Here is a 14,844-nt window from a genome sequence, read left to right as displayed (position 1 = left end):
CCCGAAAATCAACAATAAAAAATCCGCCGCACACCTTAACTGTGCGCGGGAGTCATTCTGAATTTTTGGCCAAGATGTTTGCGATCACGGCATTCGCAATCGCGACAATCGCGGTCACAATGCAATGACTTCCAAAACCAGCCCCACAATCACGGGGAGCATAATGAGGTTCCGCTGAATTGGAAAGCTCGGATACCAGCGGAGCATCGCTCCAACCGGCGGTTTGTCACATCGCACGGCGCGGCGTCGGCCTGTCCGGTTGGCGCTGTCGGACTGGGTGCGATTTCCTGACGCGGACTATTTGTATCGCCGCCCTCGGAGGAACCAATCGGGCCACCGCAGCTTGTCGGGCATATCCAAAAAACCGGAGACTGCCATGAAAATCGCAAACATCGTTTTGGCCGTTACTGCGGTGCTCACGATCATCAGTTCGGCGGCTTTGGCCCAACAAGCCCTGACGGGAATGATTACGAAAATTGACCGGATCAGAGGCACGATCGCTATCCAACAGGAGCAAAGTGGGACCGTCGGAGCGAGTGCAGGCGGCGCTGCGGAAGAATTCAAGGCACAAGATCGCTCGTCGCTGGATGCCGTGCATGTTGGTGATAAGGTCACCTATTCCACCACGGAAGCGGGTGGAATGAAGACAATCACGAAACTCCAGAAACAATAAATCTTCGAACCCCAATACGACAGTGCTGTGTTGCGTGGCTCAGTTGACCTTGCGCGCGCTCACGGGCGGCAAAAAGCTGTCGTCGAAAATGTCGCCGGCTGACGGACGTTTGCGGAATTCGTAATCGTCGGCGATCTGGCTGATGCCCGCATCGAAACGGCCGGGTTCGATGCCGCCGAGGCCGTTCCGCTTGACCTCGTCGGTGACGATGTTGTCGTTGAGTACGGCGCGCAGCCGCTCGAGTTCGACGTCACGCGAACCGCCGTTCATCTGCAGGAGCACATCGTCGATCGCGCGCGCCGGATCCTTGAGGCTCAGGCGGATGCCCGCGATGGTCGCGCGCACGAAACCTTTCACGGCGTCCGGATTGGCGTCCGCGAATTTCGGATTGACGATCAGCGCATGCCCGTAGACCTCGCTGCCGAAATCGGAGAACCGAAGTACCGCCAGATCGTTTGCCGGGACGCCGCGGTCGCGCAGGTTGATCGCCGACAGAAATGAGAATCCGGTCACCGCATCGAACTGACCGGCCGAGAGCATCGGCTCGCGCACCGCGGCGCTGATTTTCTCGGTCCTGATCTTGTCGCGCTTGATGTTGTTCAGGCGCGCCATCGCCGGCCACAGCCGCGCTGCGAGGTCGCCGTCGACGATGCCGATGGTCTTGCCTTCGAGATCCGACATGGTCGCGATGCCGCGGCTCTTGCGTGCGATGATCGCATAGGGCGCCTTGTTGTAGAGCACGAACACCGCCTTGACCGGCGCGCTGTTCTCCTTGTCGCGATAGCGTATCAGCGCGTTGATGTCGGCCAGCGCCATGTCGCTGCTGCCCGATGCGACGCGCCCGATGGCGTCGACCGAACTGGTTGCCTGGCCGGTGGTGACGGTGAGACCTTCGGTGCGAAACAACCCTCGGACGGACGCGAGTACGAACGGTGCCGCTGCGCCGTCGATCGCGCGGTCAAACGAGAAGTGCAGAGCCGACGCGGCTGACCCGGGGCTGACGCAGACGCACGTCAGCAGCGCCAGCGACAGCAGCGTTTTGCGGAGGAGGCGATACGGGGTGTTCGGCATGCGCGGCACTTGGTCTTGTTGACGCGGTTTTTGAGCATCCGCTGTGTTGGTATGATGACAGGCACACAAGCACCTGTCCGTCACCTTTTGGCCCTTTGGGGCGGAGTTTGCCGCAATTTCGCCTTTTGTCGTTCAGCTTGCATTCGGATTCAGGAACCTAATGTAATGATTAAGGTTATCCTCCGACTGGCCTGTTCAGACCAGGGATGACCCATGAGGACGTTGAAATGCTTATTCGTAAGACTTCGCCTTCGCCTTTCACCCGAGCTGTTGTTCTGGCGACGGCTGCTGCGCTGGTCTTGACCGTGGCTGTACCGCCGCTGTCCGCGCAGGCAGAACCGCTGGCCGCTGCACCGGCGGCCAAAACCACATCTGCCGAACCTGCGAACGCCAGCGAAGCCACTGATTTCAGCTCCCGCGCGCGCCGCCGTGCCGTGCGCCGCGGCTATAATAACAACGCCGCTGGCCTCGCTTTCATGGGCATGGCGCTCGGCACCATGGGCGCCATCGTCGCCGAGCAGCGCCGCCGCGACTACTACCGCGACAACTACTATTACGGCGGCGGCCCCTATTACGGACGGCATTACTACGGTGGTCCGGCCTATTACGGGGGCTATGGCGGCGGCTACTACTGATCGGCGCGCCAATCGCGTTGGGTGATCGCCGGGGAAATCCCGGCGATTTGCTTTTTGGGAGTATTTTCAGCCGGTTGGAGCGGCCGTTAACACGCTGGCGAGGGATTTGATCTAGGTTCGACGCATGAGTGATTCGCTAGAACGGCTTTATCACGCGGTTATTGCGGCCAAGGATCTCGATCCGGCGACGTCGCGGACGGCAAGGCTGTTTCAGCGCGGCCCCGCGAAAATGGCCAAGAAGCTCGCCGAAGAAGCCATCGAGGTCGTGATCGATGCGGTCAACGGCAACTCGGATGCGGTAATCCGGGAAAGCGCGGATCTGCTCTACAATCTGTCGGTTCTCTGGGTGGCGGCAGGTGTTCGCCCGGAAGACGTATGGGCCGAAATGGATCGCCGCGAACGGGTCCAGGGCATCGCCGAAAAACTGCCGAAAGCGTCCGCTGACAAGCCGCATGCAGCCAAGTCGGTTTCTGACAAATCTGGAGCCACCTCAAAGGCGGCCGCCAAAATTGCGCCACCATCGGCCTCCGAAAGTGTTGCGCGGCGACCAATTGTCGCGCTTCAGAGCAGCCGGCTGAAAAAGCGCCGCTAATCAGCGGCTAAATTACTCGTTCCCACACATGGACAAATTACCCGGACGGTGGTTCATCGCGCCATGCTGAGACGAATGTATGACTGGTGCATCGCCGCCGCCGACAAGCCCTATGCCCTCTGGCTGATGGGAGCTGTGTCGTTTGCTGAAAGTTCGTTCTTTCCGATTCCGCCCGACGTCATGCTGATCCCGATGTCGCTGGCGCGGCCGCAGAAGGCGTGGCTCTACGCGCTGGTCTGCACGGTGACGTCGGTTGCCGGCGGCGTTGTCGGCTACGCCATCGGCGCGCTGCTTTATGACAGCGTCGGGCAGTGGCTGATCAATCTCTACGGCTACGGCGACAAGGTGGAGGCATTCCGCGCGTCCTACGCCGAATACGGCGCGTGGATCATCCTGCTGAAGGGCCTCACGCCGATCCCGTACAAGCTTGTGACGATCACATCCGGTTTCGCCGACTACAATCTGCTGCTGTTTGTGGTCTTCTCGATCATCGCGCGTGGTGGACGGTTTTTTATCGTCGCGATCCTGCTCAACCGCTACGGCACGTGGATTCGTGAAGCCATCGAGAAACGTCTCGGCCTCTGGGTGATCATTGCCACCGCCACGCTGGTGCTCGGTTTCATCATCGCATTTCGACTGTTCTGATCGACGCGGCACCGTTCTCGTGGCGAAACCGCGCCGGACATAGACCTTTCTCCGGCGGCGGCGGCGGGATACTCTCGGGCATGTCCAATCACACCAGCGATCTGTTCGTGGACGTGCGAGGACGCATGATCCTGATGGTTGCCGTCCTCACGATCCTGTGGGGAACGACGGCGGCCTGGTCGCAGCAGGCCAAGCCACCGCTTCAGGCCGCACCATCGCAGCAAGCTGCTCCGCCGGCGCCTGAACCCGCACCTCCGGCCAGCAATCCGGGACTGGTCGAGGAAATCGGCAAGCTGCTGAAGGACTCCGCGTCAGGTTTGAGTTCGGCATTGCCCAGTCCGGGAAAGGCGCTCGACGGGCTGAACTCCAGCGCCAAGGATGCGACGGACAGCCTGAAGCGGATCGCGCCCCTGTCTGGCCAGTCGATGGCTAGCGGACGTACGCTTTGTCCCGCGGCGGCCAATGGCGCACCTGACTGCAAGCGCGCGGCAGACCAGCTCTGCAAGGAGAAAGGTTACGCCGAGGGCAAGAGCGTAGACATCGAATCCACTCAAAAATGCTCGGCAAAGGCGTATTTTTCGGGCCAGGGCGCGTGCCGGACAGAAAATTTCGTCACCAAGGCGGTCTGCCAGTAAACGCAAGCCCCTTTCAAGAAATCGCTGTAGCCCCTAAGACCGTGGCACATTTGCCGCAGCGCGGACGCGCGCCTGACGGTTCAGTTGATGGTTCAGTCTTGAAGAGGATTTTCTGATGTCGATGCCTGCCTTGTTCAAAGGTCGCCTTTCGATTCCGGCGATCGGTTCACCGTTGTTCATCGTGTCGGGCCCGGATCTTGTGATCGCCCAATGCAAGGCCGGAATCGTCGGCTCGTTTCCGGCATTGAATGCACGCCCCGCAACGCTGCTGGATGAATGGCTGCACCGGATCAAGGAAGAACTCGCGGCGCACGACAAGGCGCATCCCGATCGCCTCTCGGCGCCGTTCGCGGTCAACCAGATCGTGCACAAATCCAACAACCGTCTCGATCAGGATCTTGCGGTCTGCGAGAAGCACAAGGTGCCGATGGTGATCACCTCGCTCGGCGCGCGTGAGGAATTGAACCAGGCCGTGCATGCCTGGGGCGGTATTACGTTTCATGACGTCATCAACCAGAAGTTCGCGCACAAGGCTGTCGAGAAGGGCGCAGATGGTCTCGTGCTGGTGGCCGCCGGCGCGGGCGGCCATGCCGGCGCGATCTCGCCGTTCGCATTCGTGGCGGAGACTCGGCAATGGTTCGATGGTCCCATCGCATTGTCCGGCGCGATCGGACATGGCCGCGCCATCCGCGCGGCGCGCGTGCTGGGCGCTGACTTCGCCTATATCGGTTCGGCGTTCATCGCCACGCAGGAAGCCAACGCGCCTGAAAACTACAAGGGCATGATCGCTGCATCCTCGGCGGACGACATCGTCTATTCGAACCTGTTCACCGGCGTGCACGGCAACTATCTCAAGCCGTCGATTGTCGCTGCCGGCATGGACCCGGACAATCTGCCGGTGTCTGATCCCTCGAAGATGAATTTTGGCACCGATGCCAGCGGCGAGCGCAACAAGCCGAAGGCCTGGAAGGAAATCTGGGGCAGCGGACAGGGCATCGGAAGCGTCGACAAGGTGCTGCCGGTCGCAGAACTGGTGGCGCGCTTCAAGAAAGAATACGAGGCTGCCGCCGACGCGCCGCTCTAGAGCCAGACGAAGCGCATCATGGAAGCCGTCTTTCGCGTCGAAGGCAATCGCGTGGTCACGAGCGAACATGCTGCGGGTCCGTGGGACCCCAGCATGCAGCATGGCGGCGCGCCGTCGTCCCTGATCGTGTGGGCCGCCGAGCAAATTCCATCGTCTCAGCCGATGCATGTGGCGCGGCTGACCGTCGATCTGATGCGTCCGGTGCCGGTGGCGCCGCTCACGATCGAGACCGAGGTGGTGCGTGAGGGTCGCAAGATCCAGCTCTGCGCGGTGCGTCTTCTGGCGAACGGCGTTGAGGTGGTCCGCGCCACCGTGCTCAAGGTCAGGACGCAGGCGGTGACACTGCCCGGCGATGTTGTGCCGGAGATGCCGATTGATGTTCCGGGTCCGGAGGCGGGCCGCGAAGAGCCGCAAACGTCCAGCAGCTTTCTCGGCGGCGTCTCGCTGCGCGCCGTCAAAGGTGGTTTTCTCAAGCTCGGCTCCGCAGCCATCTGGTTTCGGCCCGAGCGTCCGATCGTCGAGGGCGCGCCGATTTCACAGGCAATGAGAACCGCGTTGGCGGCGGATTGCTCCAACGGTGTCGCGGCGGTGCTGGATTTCAGTCGCTGGAGTTTCATCAACGCCGACCTCACGGTGACATTTGCGCGGCCGCCGGTGGGTGACTGGATCCTGCTGAATTCCGAAATGACGCTGGGGGCCGACGGCGCCGGCCTTGCGGTCTCGCGTCTCGGCGACGTTCAGGGATATTTCGGTCAGGCGATTCAGTGCCTCGTGGTCGAGCCGCGATGAGCCGAGCGCGACCGGAGGGCCGACGGATGGGATCGCGCATCGTTTCAGGCTTGAAGATAGCTCTGGTGTGCTTGCCGCTTGCCGCGCAAGGCGCGTCCGCGACCGGCAATCTCGACTGCTCGATCGATGACAAGCAGTTGAATTTCGAATTCTCCGCGCTGACGGGCGGGGCGGGCGGCATCGTCCAGATCAATCAGGCTTCGGTCGACATCAAGGTCGGCGACGACAAGGCGCTGCGGTCGAAACGCGCGATCGAGCTCAAGAATATCGAGCAGCAATGGATCTACGGCAATGAACTGCGGGTCCGGCTGGGAATTCCGGACGACAAGGGTGAGAATCTCGCCAGTCTCATTCTGATCGGGACATACAGAGCCGACGACGACACCTATACCGGGCGATATGTTCTGTTGGTCTATCAGTCAGGTGGCGAGAAGCAGTTCAAGGGCAGGATGAAATGCGGCTGAATGGCCGCTTCCTCTGAGCCTGACGCACCGTCAGTCGGCGACCCGGGTCAGCACGGCCTTGAATGCGAGGCTTGGAAATTCCGTCGCGGTGCCTTCGCAGATCGCAAAACCGCCTTTGACGGTTCCGTTGAAATTGATCATGACCTCGTCGAACCCGAACACCGACGGATGACTGGAATCAGGCGTATGCCGAACGCTGGAAACGCTTCCAGCAAAAGATTGGCCGTTCTGAGTGTAAGTTCCGATATATGCGAATGCAGAACTCCCGCCACGGAGCTTTCCGTTTTCCGCGTTGATCACCCCTAAGGCCTTGCCTCGCGGGGTCTCAAACTCGACCTTGTACAAACCTTGGAGCAATGCGGTTTCTGTACGGGCACTGTCGGAGCCGCCTGCGGGCTGTGGGTTGGCGTGTTGCATGCGCTGTCATTCCAGTATTGACGCTGAAGTTGGCCTTCAAGCGTGACGTCTTTTGATATCGACGGTTATTCGCGTTCGCGCAGTCAATAGAAGCATAACGTCACCGGAGATACCCGCCGATGGGTCGGACTTTAGATAAAGTCTTGGTGCCCCTGGCCGGAATCGAACCAGCACTCCTTGCGGAACTCGATTTTGAGTCGAGCGCGTCTACCAATTCCGCCACAGGGGCCAACAGGACCGGTGCCCGAGGGCAGGGGTCGTGAAGCGGGCGGAATATAGCTTGCGCGCGGTCGCGGTCAACCGCCTGTGATGGGAATGAGCGTCGACAGCGGCCGGTAGGCGAGTTAGGACGCTCCGAACAGGAGATTCCACGTGGCGAGCGACGCGATCTTCAAGCCGGGATACACGGGGCGTGCGAGGGATCCGGTTTTTGTTGCCGGAGCGGCCATCGCTTTCATCGCGGCCGACGTCCTTGCGGGCGCGTGGTTCTTTGAACTCGTGCTCGATATCAGGCCCTGTCCGCTGTGCTTCGAGCAGCGCTATGCCTATTATCTGGCGATCCCGCTGGCGGCGCTGATCGCGTTCGGAGCCGCCCGTAATGTCTCGCGCCCGCTTCTGATCGCGGGCCTCGGAGCCCTGGCCGTCATATGGCTCGCCAATGCCGGACTCGGCGCCTACCATGCCGGCGTCGAATGGGGCTTTTGGCAGGGCCCGACCGATTGCAGCGGGCCGATCACCGATCTTGGCGGTGGCGGCAATCTGCTGGACGGCCTCAATAAGGTGAAAGTGATCCGCTGCGACGAAGTGCAGTGGCGTTTTCTAGGACTGTCGCTGGCGGGCTACAATGCGCTGATCTCCCTCGGCCTGGCGGCGCTGGCCCTGTGGGGCATCGGCAAATCGATGAAGTCAGCCTGACCGCTAGTCGTCCGCATCGACTTGCGGGCGTCCGAACAGATGGACGATGCCCGGCGTCGCGATCGAGACGAAAACAAACCGCGACAGGTGATGCGCGCCGACGAAAATCGGATCGATGTGCAGCGTCAATGCCAGCGCCAGCATAGCGTCCATCGCGCCCGGCGCGAACGCGACGACGATGTCGCCGAACTTCGCAGGGGTCGTCAGGGTGACAAGCGCGACGAAGATTGCCGAAATGACGATGGCCACGGTGAACAACCCGATCGCCGCAGCCATATAGCTGAGCAGCGTGCGCGCGGCCGGCGACGGGTCTCCAGTTGGCGATCCAGCGCGCCTTGCGGGCTTTCGTTCGGTGAACGCGCCGCAGCGCGAAAGGACCCGGTCCGTCATTATTTTGCGTGCCACCGGTGGCGGCGCGATTGAATGCAAATCGGCGTCGGCTAGGATGTGCTGCTTTCGATATCCCTTTTCAGGAGAGTTCGATGACAATCCGAGCCAATCTATTTTGCGTGGCACTGCTGACCGGAGCGGCAGGTTTCGCCGCAACGCCGGCGCAGGCCCTGACTGCCCAGGAATGCAGCGCCAAGTATCAGGCCGCGAAGACCGCAGGCACACTGGGCGATCAGAAGTGGAATGATTTCCGCAAGGCGCAGTGCGGCGCCGATGCGAAGCCGGCGGCCGCGACAACGGCTGCTCCCAAGGAATCTCAGAAGGAAGCTCCCAAGGCAGCGCCAAAGGCAGCCGCCGCTCCGAAGGAAACGCCAAAGGCTGCTGAAGCGCCGAAGCCGGCCGCTGCACCGGCAGCCGCGGGCGCTGCGGTGTTCCCGAGCGCCATTGCACCGAAATACTCCAGCGAGAAGGCGAGCAAGGCGCGCATGCACACCTGCGTTGATCAGTACAACGCCAACAAGGCTGCCAATGCCAATGGTGGTCTGAAATGGATCCAGAAGGGCGGCGGCTACTACAGCGAATGCAACAAGCGGCTGAAAGGCTGACATTGGCAGGCCATCAGCGGATCAGCCGGGCGCCCCGGCTGGTTCAGCGCGACGACAGTCTGTGTGCGCCATGAAGCGGGTGCTCGTCGCGCTTGTCGTCGTTCTCGCCGTCTACGGCGCGATCGCCTATCTGCTGCTGCCGTCATTCTGGCGGCACTATGAGCATCAGAAAAAACTCGACGGCTTGCCGATGGTGACGGCCACCGCGCAAGGTATCCCAGCCGATCCGATCAATGTCGGGTTGGTCGGATCGTCGAACGACGTTCTCTGCGCCATGCGCGAGGCGGGATGGGTTCCCGCCGATCCGATCACATGGCGTTCCTCTCTGGAAATATCGGGCAGCGTGCTGCTCGACCGGGCCTATCCCAACGCGCCAGTCAGTCCGCTGTTCTACGATGGCCGCCGCGAAGATCTCGCCTTCGAGAAGCCGGTCGGCAAGAGCGCCGACCAGCGGCATCACATCCGGTTGTGGATGGTGCTGAAGGATGGCGAAGAAAAGCGCCCGGTCTGGCTTGGCGCGGTGACGTTCGACCGCAGCGTGGGATTCAGCCGCTACACCGGCGCGGTCACGCATCACATCGCGCCGGATGTCGATGCCGAGCGGCAGCTGATCGAAACCGATTTGCAGGCCGCCGGGATGATCGAGGCACGCTACACCGTGGCCGGGGTTGGTCCCACGCTGCGCGGACGCAACGGCGAGGGCGATCTCTATTACACCGATGGCGAAGTCTGGATGATGCGGCTGGTCGAAGGCTGTATCAAGCGCACCAAACCGCCAGCTATCCTCGAGGGGCCAGCCGCGAACCAGCTCAAGGATACGATCTGGAAAAACATTGTCGAGCTTTATCGGCGCTCGCAGCAATGAAGCTACACCCACGCCTGTACCGCGATTGACAGCGTCGCGCTGACTTGCGTGATATGCGGCGTGAACCAGTTTCGGAGCCGCCATGATCGCCAGCCTGAGTATCATTCTGATCTGTCAATTGATTGGCGAGGTGATCGTCCGGGGTTTGCGTCTGCCGCTTCCGGGGCCGGTAATCGGCCTTGCGCTTCTGTTCGCACTCATGATCCTGCGCGATCGTTACACCGCATTGGCGCGTGGACCGCTGCGCGACAATGCCGTGGAAGGAACGGCAAAGGGCATGCTGGCGCATCTCTCGCTGCTGTTTGTGCCGGCGGGCGTCGGTGTGGTGCAGAATCTCGATCTGCTTGCGCAACGCGGCGTCGCCATAGCCCTGGTCCTTGCGGCATCGGTGGTGGTGACGCTTCTTGTCACGGCCGGGACGTTCCTGATCATCAGCCGCCTCATGGTGCGGAGGCGTCAGTCGCCATGACGGACAATCCATTCTCGCTGTGGGTCTATCTGTCACAGACGCCGCTGCTCTGGCTGACGGTCACGCTGGCCGTCTATGCGTTGGCCGACGCTGTATCGCTTGCGACGCATCGCAATCCCCTGATGAATCCGGTGCTGCATTCGATCTGGGTCATCGGTGTTTTCCTGTATCTCACCGGTACGAGCTACACGACCTATTTTGGCGGCGCGCAGTTCGTCCATTTTCTGCTTGGCCCTGCGACGGTCGGATTGGCGGTCCCGCTTTACGAGAATCGCAAACTCGTCGCGGCGGCGATCCTGCCGATGCTGGCGGCGCTGCTGGTTGGTTCGGCGACCGCAATTGTATCGGTCATGGTGTTCGCCGAAGCCGCCGGGCTGCCGCGGGACATCGTGCTGGCATTGGCGCCGAAGTCCGTCACGGCCGGTGTCGCCATGGGCATCAGCGAAATGCTGGGTGCCAATCCGGCCATCACCGTTATTGCGACGGTCCTTACCGGCGTAATGGGCGCCATCGTGGTCACTCCGACAATGAACCGGCTGGGTATCACTGATTTCCGGGCGCGCGGTTTTGCAGCCGGCCTTGCGTCGCACGGCATCGGCACCGCGCGGGCGTTTCAGGTCGATGAAGTCGCGGGCGTGTTCGCAGGCATCGCGATGGGATTGAATGCGCTGGTGACGTCGCTGCTGGTGCCGCTCGCGGCGACGCTGCTGCTGCGGTGAGCGTTTTCCTGCGGGGACCTGCCATGCGCGTGATTGGTTCGCAAATGCGGGAGAAAACAGACGAGCTGTGGTACGCAGCGTGACCCTTGATGCCGAACCCGGAGGCCTTACGTGACTGCTCCCTCGCTCTTTTCCGCGCTGAAAGTCGGGCCGTATCAGCTTAGCCACCGCGTCGTCATGGCGCCGCTGACGCGGATGCGGGCTGCGCAGACAGATAACGCACCGCATTCATTGAATCTCGAGTATTACGCGCAGCGCGCCACCAAGGGCGGATTGATCATCGCCGAAGCGTCGCCGGTCACCCAGACAGGACGAGGCAATCCGAGAACCCCCGGCATCTATTCGCGCGAGCAGATCGCGGGATGGCGCGAGATCACCGACGCCGTTCATGCCAAGGGCGGAATCATCTTCCTGCAGCTCTGGCACGTCGGGCGCGTCTCGCATTCGTCGTTCCAGCCCGCCGGGGCCTTGCCGGTCGCGCCGTCTGCCGTTCCGATCTCCGGCAATTTCAGCGCCATGACGGCTGATGGGAAGCAGGTGCCTTACGAGACGCCACGGGCGCTCGAGATCAGCGAAATCGCGGACATCGTTGAAAATTTCCGGGATGGCGCGCGGAACGCGCTGGAAGCCGGGTTCGACGGTGTCGAGATTCATGGCGCCAATGGCTATCTGCTCGAGCAGTTTTTGCAGTCGCGCATCAACCAGCGAACGGATGCATACGGCGGATCGATCGAAAACCGCGCGCGTCTGCTCCTGGAGGTGACCGACGCGGTCGTCGGCGTTTGGGGCGCTGACCGGGTTGCCGTGCGCCTGTCGCCCTACGGTGTCGCCAACGATACCGGCGAGCCCGATCCGATGCCGCTCTACAGCCATGTGGTGCGGATGCTGGGCGAGCACGGTCTGGCCTATCTGCATTTCATCGAACCGCGCAGCAGCGGCGCGGGCCGCGCCGACGTCAATCATCAGAACGTGCCGTCGGCAATGGAGTTGTTCAGGCCGCTCTGGCCCGGCGTGTTGATCACCGCGGGCGGCTTTACGGGAGAAGCCGCAGAAGATGCGGTCGCGTCGGGCAAGGCGGATGCGATCGCGTTCGGCCGCCACTTTATTTCGAATCCGGATCTGCCGCTTCGTCTTCAGCGGAAGTCGCCGCTCACGCCCTACAATCGGGCCACGTTCTATGGCGGGGCGGAGGCGGGATACACCGACTATCCGTTTGAGCAGAGCGCCTGACGGCGAAGCGCTTACGGATCGAGTTCCGTGTCCCAGTAGAGATAGTCGAGCCAGCTCTGGTGCAGGTAGTTCGGCGGGAACAGCCGGCCGTTGCGGTGGAGCTGGTGGACCGTCGGCGCAAACGGCATCTGGCGCGGATGCATTTTCGCCTGCGCCATCGTCATGTTGCCTTTGCGCAGGTTGCACGGCGAACAGGCGGCGACGACGTTTTCCCACGTGGTCTGGCCGCCGCGCGAGCGCGGGATGATGTGATCGAAGGTCAGATCGTCCTGCGATGTGCAGTACTGGCAGGAGAAGCGGTCGCGCAGGAAGACGTTGAACCGGGTGAAGGCGGGATGCGTCGTCGGCTTCACGAACGACTTGAGCGAGACCACGCTCGGCAACTGCATCTCGAAGGTTGGGCTGTGAACCGCGTGGTCGTAGTTCGCAACGATATTGACGCGGTCGAGGAACACGGCCTTGACAGCATCCTGCCAGGACCAGAGCGACAGCGGATAATAGCTCAGCGGCCGGAAGTCCGCATTCAGCACGAGTACCGGCCAACCGCCTTGTGACACATGTGCGTTCAAGTAACGCTCCTGGCCCCAACCCCAATTGGCTGCGAAGCAGCTTGGGATGACATACTACAGGCAGCGTGACGGGATTGTGAAGAGCGTTTCCGCTCACCTGCTGGTGAGCGTTTCGCCTCAATCGGCCATCGACAGCATGTGAGCTTGTGCCGGTTTTACGCGGCCTTTCAGTGTGTCGAGATAGATCCGCTGGACCGCATCGGAACCTCGGCTTTCCATCACATCGAGCTTGGGTCCCATCGCTGTGGTGAAACCCGACCAGACCGCGCCGAATCGCTGGTCGATTCCGCCTGGGCCCCATTCCTTGGCGCGTTTGCGGATCTGGTCCGGCGCGAAGAACCATGTCGGCTTGGCGCCGGGCAGCGAATCGTCGTCCGGTGCCGCGTCCTGGTGGGTGAGGCCGACACGCCCGCTGTAGACCATCCGGTCGCCAAAGTGCCTGTGCAGCCGGGTGCGCAATTCCGGATTGCCGGCCATGTCGACGAAGGCGACGGGCTGGTCCGGCATCGATTCGATTTTGTCGTAGGTCACGACATCGTCGTAGCAGCCGAGCGATGTGACGAAATCCACGTTGCCTGCGCTGGTGAGGCCGATCACGCGCACGGGCTTGCGGTGGGTATGCAGCAGCCACGCCAGCCCGAACGCCGTCTTGCTCGATGCGCTGGAGAGGATGACGCTTGTCGCGCCGAAGAAATCCTTGTCAGCGAGGAAGTCGTCCACCAGGAACGACAGCATGAACAGCGGGCGCAGCAGCGCCTGATAGTCGCCATTGCGGCCTTCGAATGCCGGGTCGCCGGTCACGCGGGAATACGCATTGTAGACCGGCGAGACGCTTTGCCGGTGCGCGGCGGCGTCGCGGAAGCCGGTCTTCTTAACGTCGGCCGCCTCGATCACCAGGTGCGTGGCCATCGGCAGATAGCCGAACAGGACTTCGCCGACGGCGATATCGGGATGGCGCGATTCGATGACACGCCCGAAACCCCACACCGGAATGTTGCCGAACCCTTCCGGCGCGGGAAACAGATGCCAATACTTCAACTGGTCGCCCAGCATCGCATAGGTGATGTTGTTCGCGGTGAATGCGAAACGATCGACCTTCACCAGCAGCGCGTTCTCGGGCAGTTGCGTCACGCTCGGCAACGGCACTTCGACCAGTCTGCACTTCGCCAGATCGTTACGTCCTACAATGAACTGAGTGGCCGACGTCATTTCCGCGCTCCCGTTGTCTTCGCTGCTTTCTTACGTAGCGCATTCTTCGCCGGCTTCGCTGACGATTTTGCGACGCGGGATTTGTTTAAAACTGGTTTGGTGTTTGAAACGGACTTTGCTTTTGGCGCAGGTTTTTTCTTCACAGGGGCAGTTGCAGGAGTCTTCGCTGTTCCTGCGATCACGCCCTCGCGTTTTTTGATCGCGTGATAATACGACCACCACAGATGCGCCGCCGCGCCGCGCAGCGGCCGCCATGGCTCCGCCAGCGGCTGCATCTCCTTCACCGTGGGGCGAGCTTTCAATCCAAGCCCGATCCGCATCGCTTCCTGGATCGCGAGATCGCCGGCGGGCCACGCATCGCCGTGACCGAGGCAAAACAGCAGGTAGATGTCGGCGGTCCATGGGCCGATGCCGTGCAGCTTGGTCAGCGTCGCATGCGCTGCATCGGCGTCTTCTTCGGCGAGCACTTCAAGATTAAGCCGCTCTGCGCTCAGTTCGCGTGCGATGAACTTGAGCGACTTGATCTTCGCCGCTGACAGGCCCAGACGCCCGAGCCGGTCCGCGCGCGCACTTTTCAGCGCGTCGTGATGAAACGGATCGAATGTGGTGCTGACGCGGCCCCAGATGGCCGCAGCGGCCTTGGTCGACAATTGCTGACCGCAGACGATGGCCGCGAGACCCGCGAAGCCGGGTTCGCGCCGCCGCAGGGACGGCATCCCGGCGACGTCAGCGACGGGACCGAGCCTGGGATCGATACGAACCAGAGCGTGGACGGCGTCCTCGAGGTCCGCTTGCGTGTTGAGATGGACTGTCATTGAATTCGCGAGTGTCCCGTATCCGACGTTTGCCTCACCTCGCAGCGCCTCTC

The 14,844-nt window shown here is 61.8% G+C and carries 19 protein-coding genes, 1 tRNA gene and 1 pseudogene; 14 read left to right on the top strand and 7 right to left on the bottom strand.

All coding sequences use genetic code 11. From position 1 onward, the window contains the following. Positions 1–376 precede the first annotated feature (376 nt). On the top strand, positions 377–673 hold the full coding sequence (locus YH63_RS04065) for a copper-binding protein (RefSeq protein ID WP_046828713.1): 297 nt from the start codon (positions 377–379) through the stop codon (positions 671–673). A 39-nt stretch (positions 674–712) separates the two neighbouring features. Here the strand turns inward: YH63_RS04065 and YH63_RS04060 are convergent, their stop codons facing one another. Beyond that, the gene (locus YH63_RS04060) at positions 713–1,744 is read right to left on the bottom strand and encodes an ABC transporter substrate-binding protein (protein WP_046828714.1); all 1,032 of its coding nucleotides are present in this window, start codon (positions 1,742–1,744) and stop codon (positions 713–715) included. A gap of 227 nt (positions 1,745–1,971) precedes the next feature. On the opposite strand from YH63_RS04060, the gene YH63_RS04055 reads away from it, so the two are divergent. From YH63_RS04055 to YH63_RS04025, 7 genes are all read left to right on the top strand, one after another. Then, on the top strand, positions 1,972–2,379 hold the full coding sequence (locus tag YH63_RS04055) for a hypothetical protein (protein ID WP_046828715.1): 408 nt from the start codon (positions 1,972–1,974) through the stop codon (positions 2,377–2,379). A 124-nt stretch (positions 2,380–2,503) separates the two neighbouring features. Then, entirely contained in the window at positions 2,504–2,971 is a 468-nt protein-coding gene (gene hisE / locus YH63_RS04050) for a phosphoribosyl-ATP diphosphatase (RefSeq protein ID WP_046828716.1), read from the top strand. A 63-nt stretch (positions 2,972–3,034) separates the two neighbouring features. Next, a complete protein-coding gene (locus YH63_RS04045; protein ID WP_046828717.1) occupies positions 3,035–3,616 on the top strand; it encodes a YqaA family protein in 582 nt (193 codons plus the stop codon). An 80-nt stretch (positions 3,617–3,696) separates the two neighbouring features. Further along, positions 3,697–4,251: a hypothetical protein gene (locus YH63_RS04040; RefSeq protein ID WP_046828718.1), complete on the top strand. Its 555-nt coding sequence runs from the start codon at positions 3,697–3,699 to the stop codon at positions 4,249–4,251. 115 nt (positions 4,252–4,366) lie between these two features. Continuing rightward, complete coding sequence (locus tag YH63_RS04035; protein WP_046828719.1) at positions 4,367–5,335, top strand: NAD(P)H-dependent flavin oxidoreductase; 969 nt, start codon at positions 4,367–4,369, stop codon at positions 5,333–5,335. 18 nt (positions 5,336–5,353) lie between these two features. Continuing rightward, positions 5,354–6,124, top strand: a complete 771-nt coding sequence (locus YH63_RS04030; protein WP_046828720.1) for a thioesterase family protein — start codon at positions 5,354–5,356, stop codon at positions 6,122–6,124. A gap of 26 nt (positions 6,125–6,150) precedes the next feature. Continuing rightward, a complete protein-coding gene (locus YH63_RS04025) occupies positions 6,151–6,588 on the top strand; it encodes a hypothetical protein (RefSeq protein ID WP_046828721.1) in 438 nt (145 codons plus the stop codon). A 30-nt stretch (positions 6,589–6,618) separates the two neighbouring features. Here YH63_RS04025 and YH63_RS04020 read toward each other — a convergent pair whose 3' ends face one another. Both YH63_RS04020 and YH63_RS04015 read right to left on the bottom strand, forming a co-directional pair. Beyond that, a complete protein-coding gene (locus YH63_RS04020; protein ID WP_046828722.1) occupies positions 6,619–7,005 on the bottom strand; it encodes a hypothetical protein in 387 nt (128 codons plus the stop codon). A gap of 144 nt (positions 7,006–7,149) precedes the next feature. Then, positions 7,150–7,234: transfer RNA gene (locus tag YH63_RS04015), tRNA-Leu, on the bottom strand. Between the two features lie 143 nt (positions 7,235–7,377). Here YH63_RS04015 and YH63_RS04010 point away from each other — a divergent pair. Further along, positions 7,378–7,920 carry a disulfide bond formation protein B gene (locus YH63_RS04010; RefSeq protein WP_046828723.1) on the top strand — a complete coding sequence of 181 codons (543 nt, stop codon included), beginning with the start codon at positions 7,378–7,380 and terminating at the stop codon, positions 7,918–7,920. Between the two features lie 3 nt (positions 7,921–7,923). Here YH63_RS04010 and YH63_RS04005 read toward each other — a convergent pair. Then, positions 7,924–8,211: pseudogene (locus YH63_RS04005) on the bottom strand (AbrB family transcriptional regulator); the annotation flags it as partial. 191 nt (positions 8,212–8,402) lie between these two features. Between YH63_RS04005 and YH63_RS04000 the strand changes: the two are divergent. The 5 genes from YH63_RS04000 to YH63_RS03980 all read left to right on the top strand — a co-directional run bounded on the left by YH63_RS04000 (position 8,403) and on the right by YH63_RS03980 (position 12,198). Next, positions 8,403–8,915, top strand: coding sequence for a hypothetical protein (locus YH63_RS04000; RefSeq protein WP_046828725.1), 513 nt, complete (start codon positions 8,403–8,405; stop codon positions 8,913–8,915). A gap of 70 nt (positions 8,916–8,985) precedes the next feature. Beyond that, positions 8,986–9,780: an LssY C-terminal domain-containing protein gene (locus YH63_RS03995; RefSeq protein ID WP_046828726.1), complete on the top strand. Its 795-nt coding sequence runs from the start codon at positions 8,986–8,988 to the stop codon at positions 9,778–9,780. Between the two features lie 82 nt (positions 9,781–9,862). Further along, positions 9,863–10,249 (top strand): CidA/LrgA family protein, encoded by a 387-nt coding sequence (locus YH63_RS03990; protein WP_046828727.1) that lies wholly within the window; start codon positions 9,863–9,865, stop codon positions 10,247–10,249. Beyond that, positions 10,246–10,968: an LrgB family protein gene (locus YH63_RS03985; protein WP_046828728.1), complete on the top strand. Its 723-nt coding sequence runs from the start codon at positions 10,246–10,248 to the stop codon at positions 10,966–10,968. Before YH63_RS03990 ends, YH63_RS03985 begins: the two co-directional genes overlap by 4 nt. 111 nt (positions 10,969–11,079) lie before the next feature. Then, positions 11,080–12,198: an alkene reductase gene (locus YH63_RS03980; protein WP_046828729.1), complete on the top strand. Its 1,119-nt coding sequence runs from the start codon at positions 11,080–11,082 to the stop codon at positions 12,196–12,198. Between the two features lie 11 nt (positions 12,199–12,209). Here YH63_RS03980 and YH63_RS03975 read toward each other — a convergent pair whose 3' ends face one another. The 3 genes from YH63_RS03975 to YH63_RS03965 all read right to left on the bottom strand — a co-directional run bounded on the left by YH63_RS03975 (position 12,210) and on the right by YH63_RS03965 (position 14,791). Further along, on the bottom strand, positions 12,210–12,767 hold the full coding sequence (locus YH63_RS03975; RefSeq protein WP_046828730.1) for an HNH endonuclease: 558 nt from the start codon (positions 12,765–12,767) through the stop codon (positions 12,210–12,212). Positions 12,768–12,884: 117 nt separating this feature from the next. Continuing rightward, positions 12,885–13,976, bottom strand: a complete 1,092-nt coding sequence (locus YH63_RS03970; protein WP_046828731.1) for a DUF2855 family protein — start codon at positions 13,974–13,976, stop codon at positions 12,885–12,887. Beyond that, positions 13,973–14,791 (bottom strand): DNA-3-methyladenine glycosylase family protein, encoded by an 819-nt coding sequence (locus YH63_RS03965; RefSeq protein ID WP_046828732.1) that lies wholly within the window; start codon positions 14,789–14,791, stop codon positions 13,973–13,975. Before YH63_RS03965 ends, YH63_RS03970 begins: the two co-directional genes overlap by 4 nt. Between the last annotated feature and the right edge of the window lie 53 nt (positions 14,792–14,844).

The sequence above is a fragment of the Afipia massiliensis genome (assembly GCF_001006325.2).
Classification (GTDB): Bacteria; Pseudomonadota; Alphaproteobacteria; order Rhizobiales; family Xanthobacteraceae; genus Afipia; species Afipia massiliensis_A.
The sequence above is the reverse complement of the archived record's forward strand: the minus strand, read 5'-3'. Positions and strand labels throughout refer to the sequence as shown.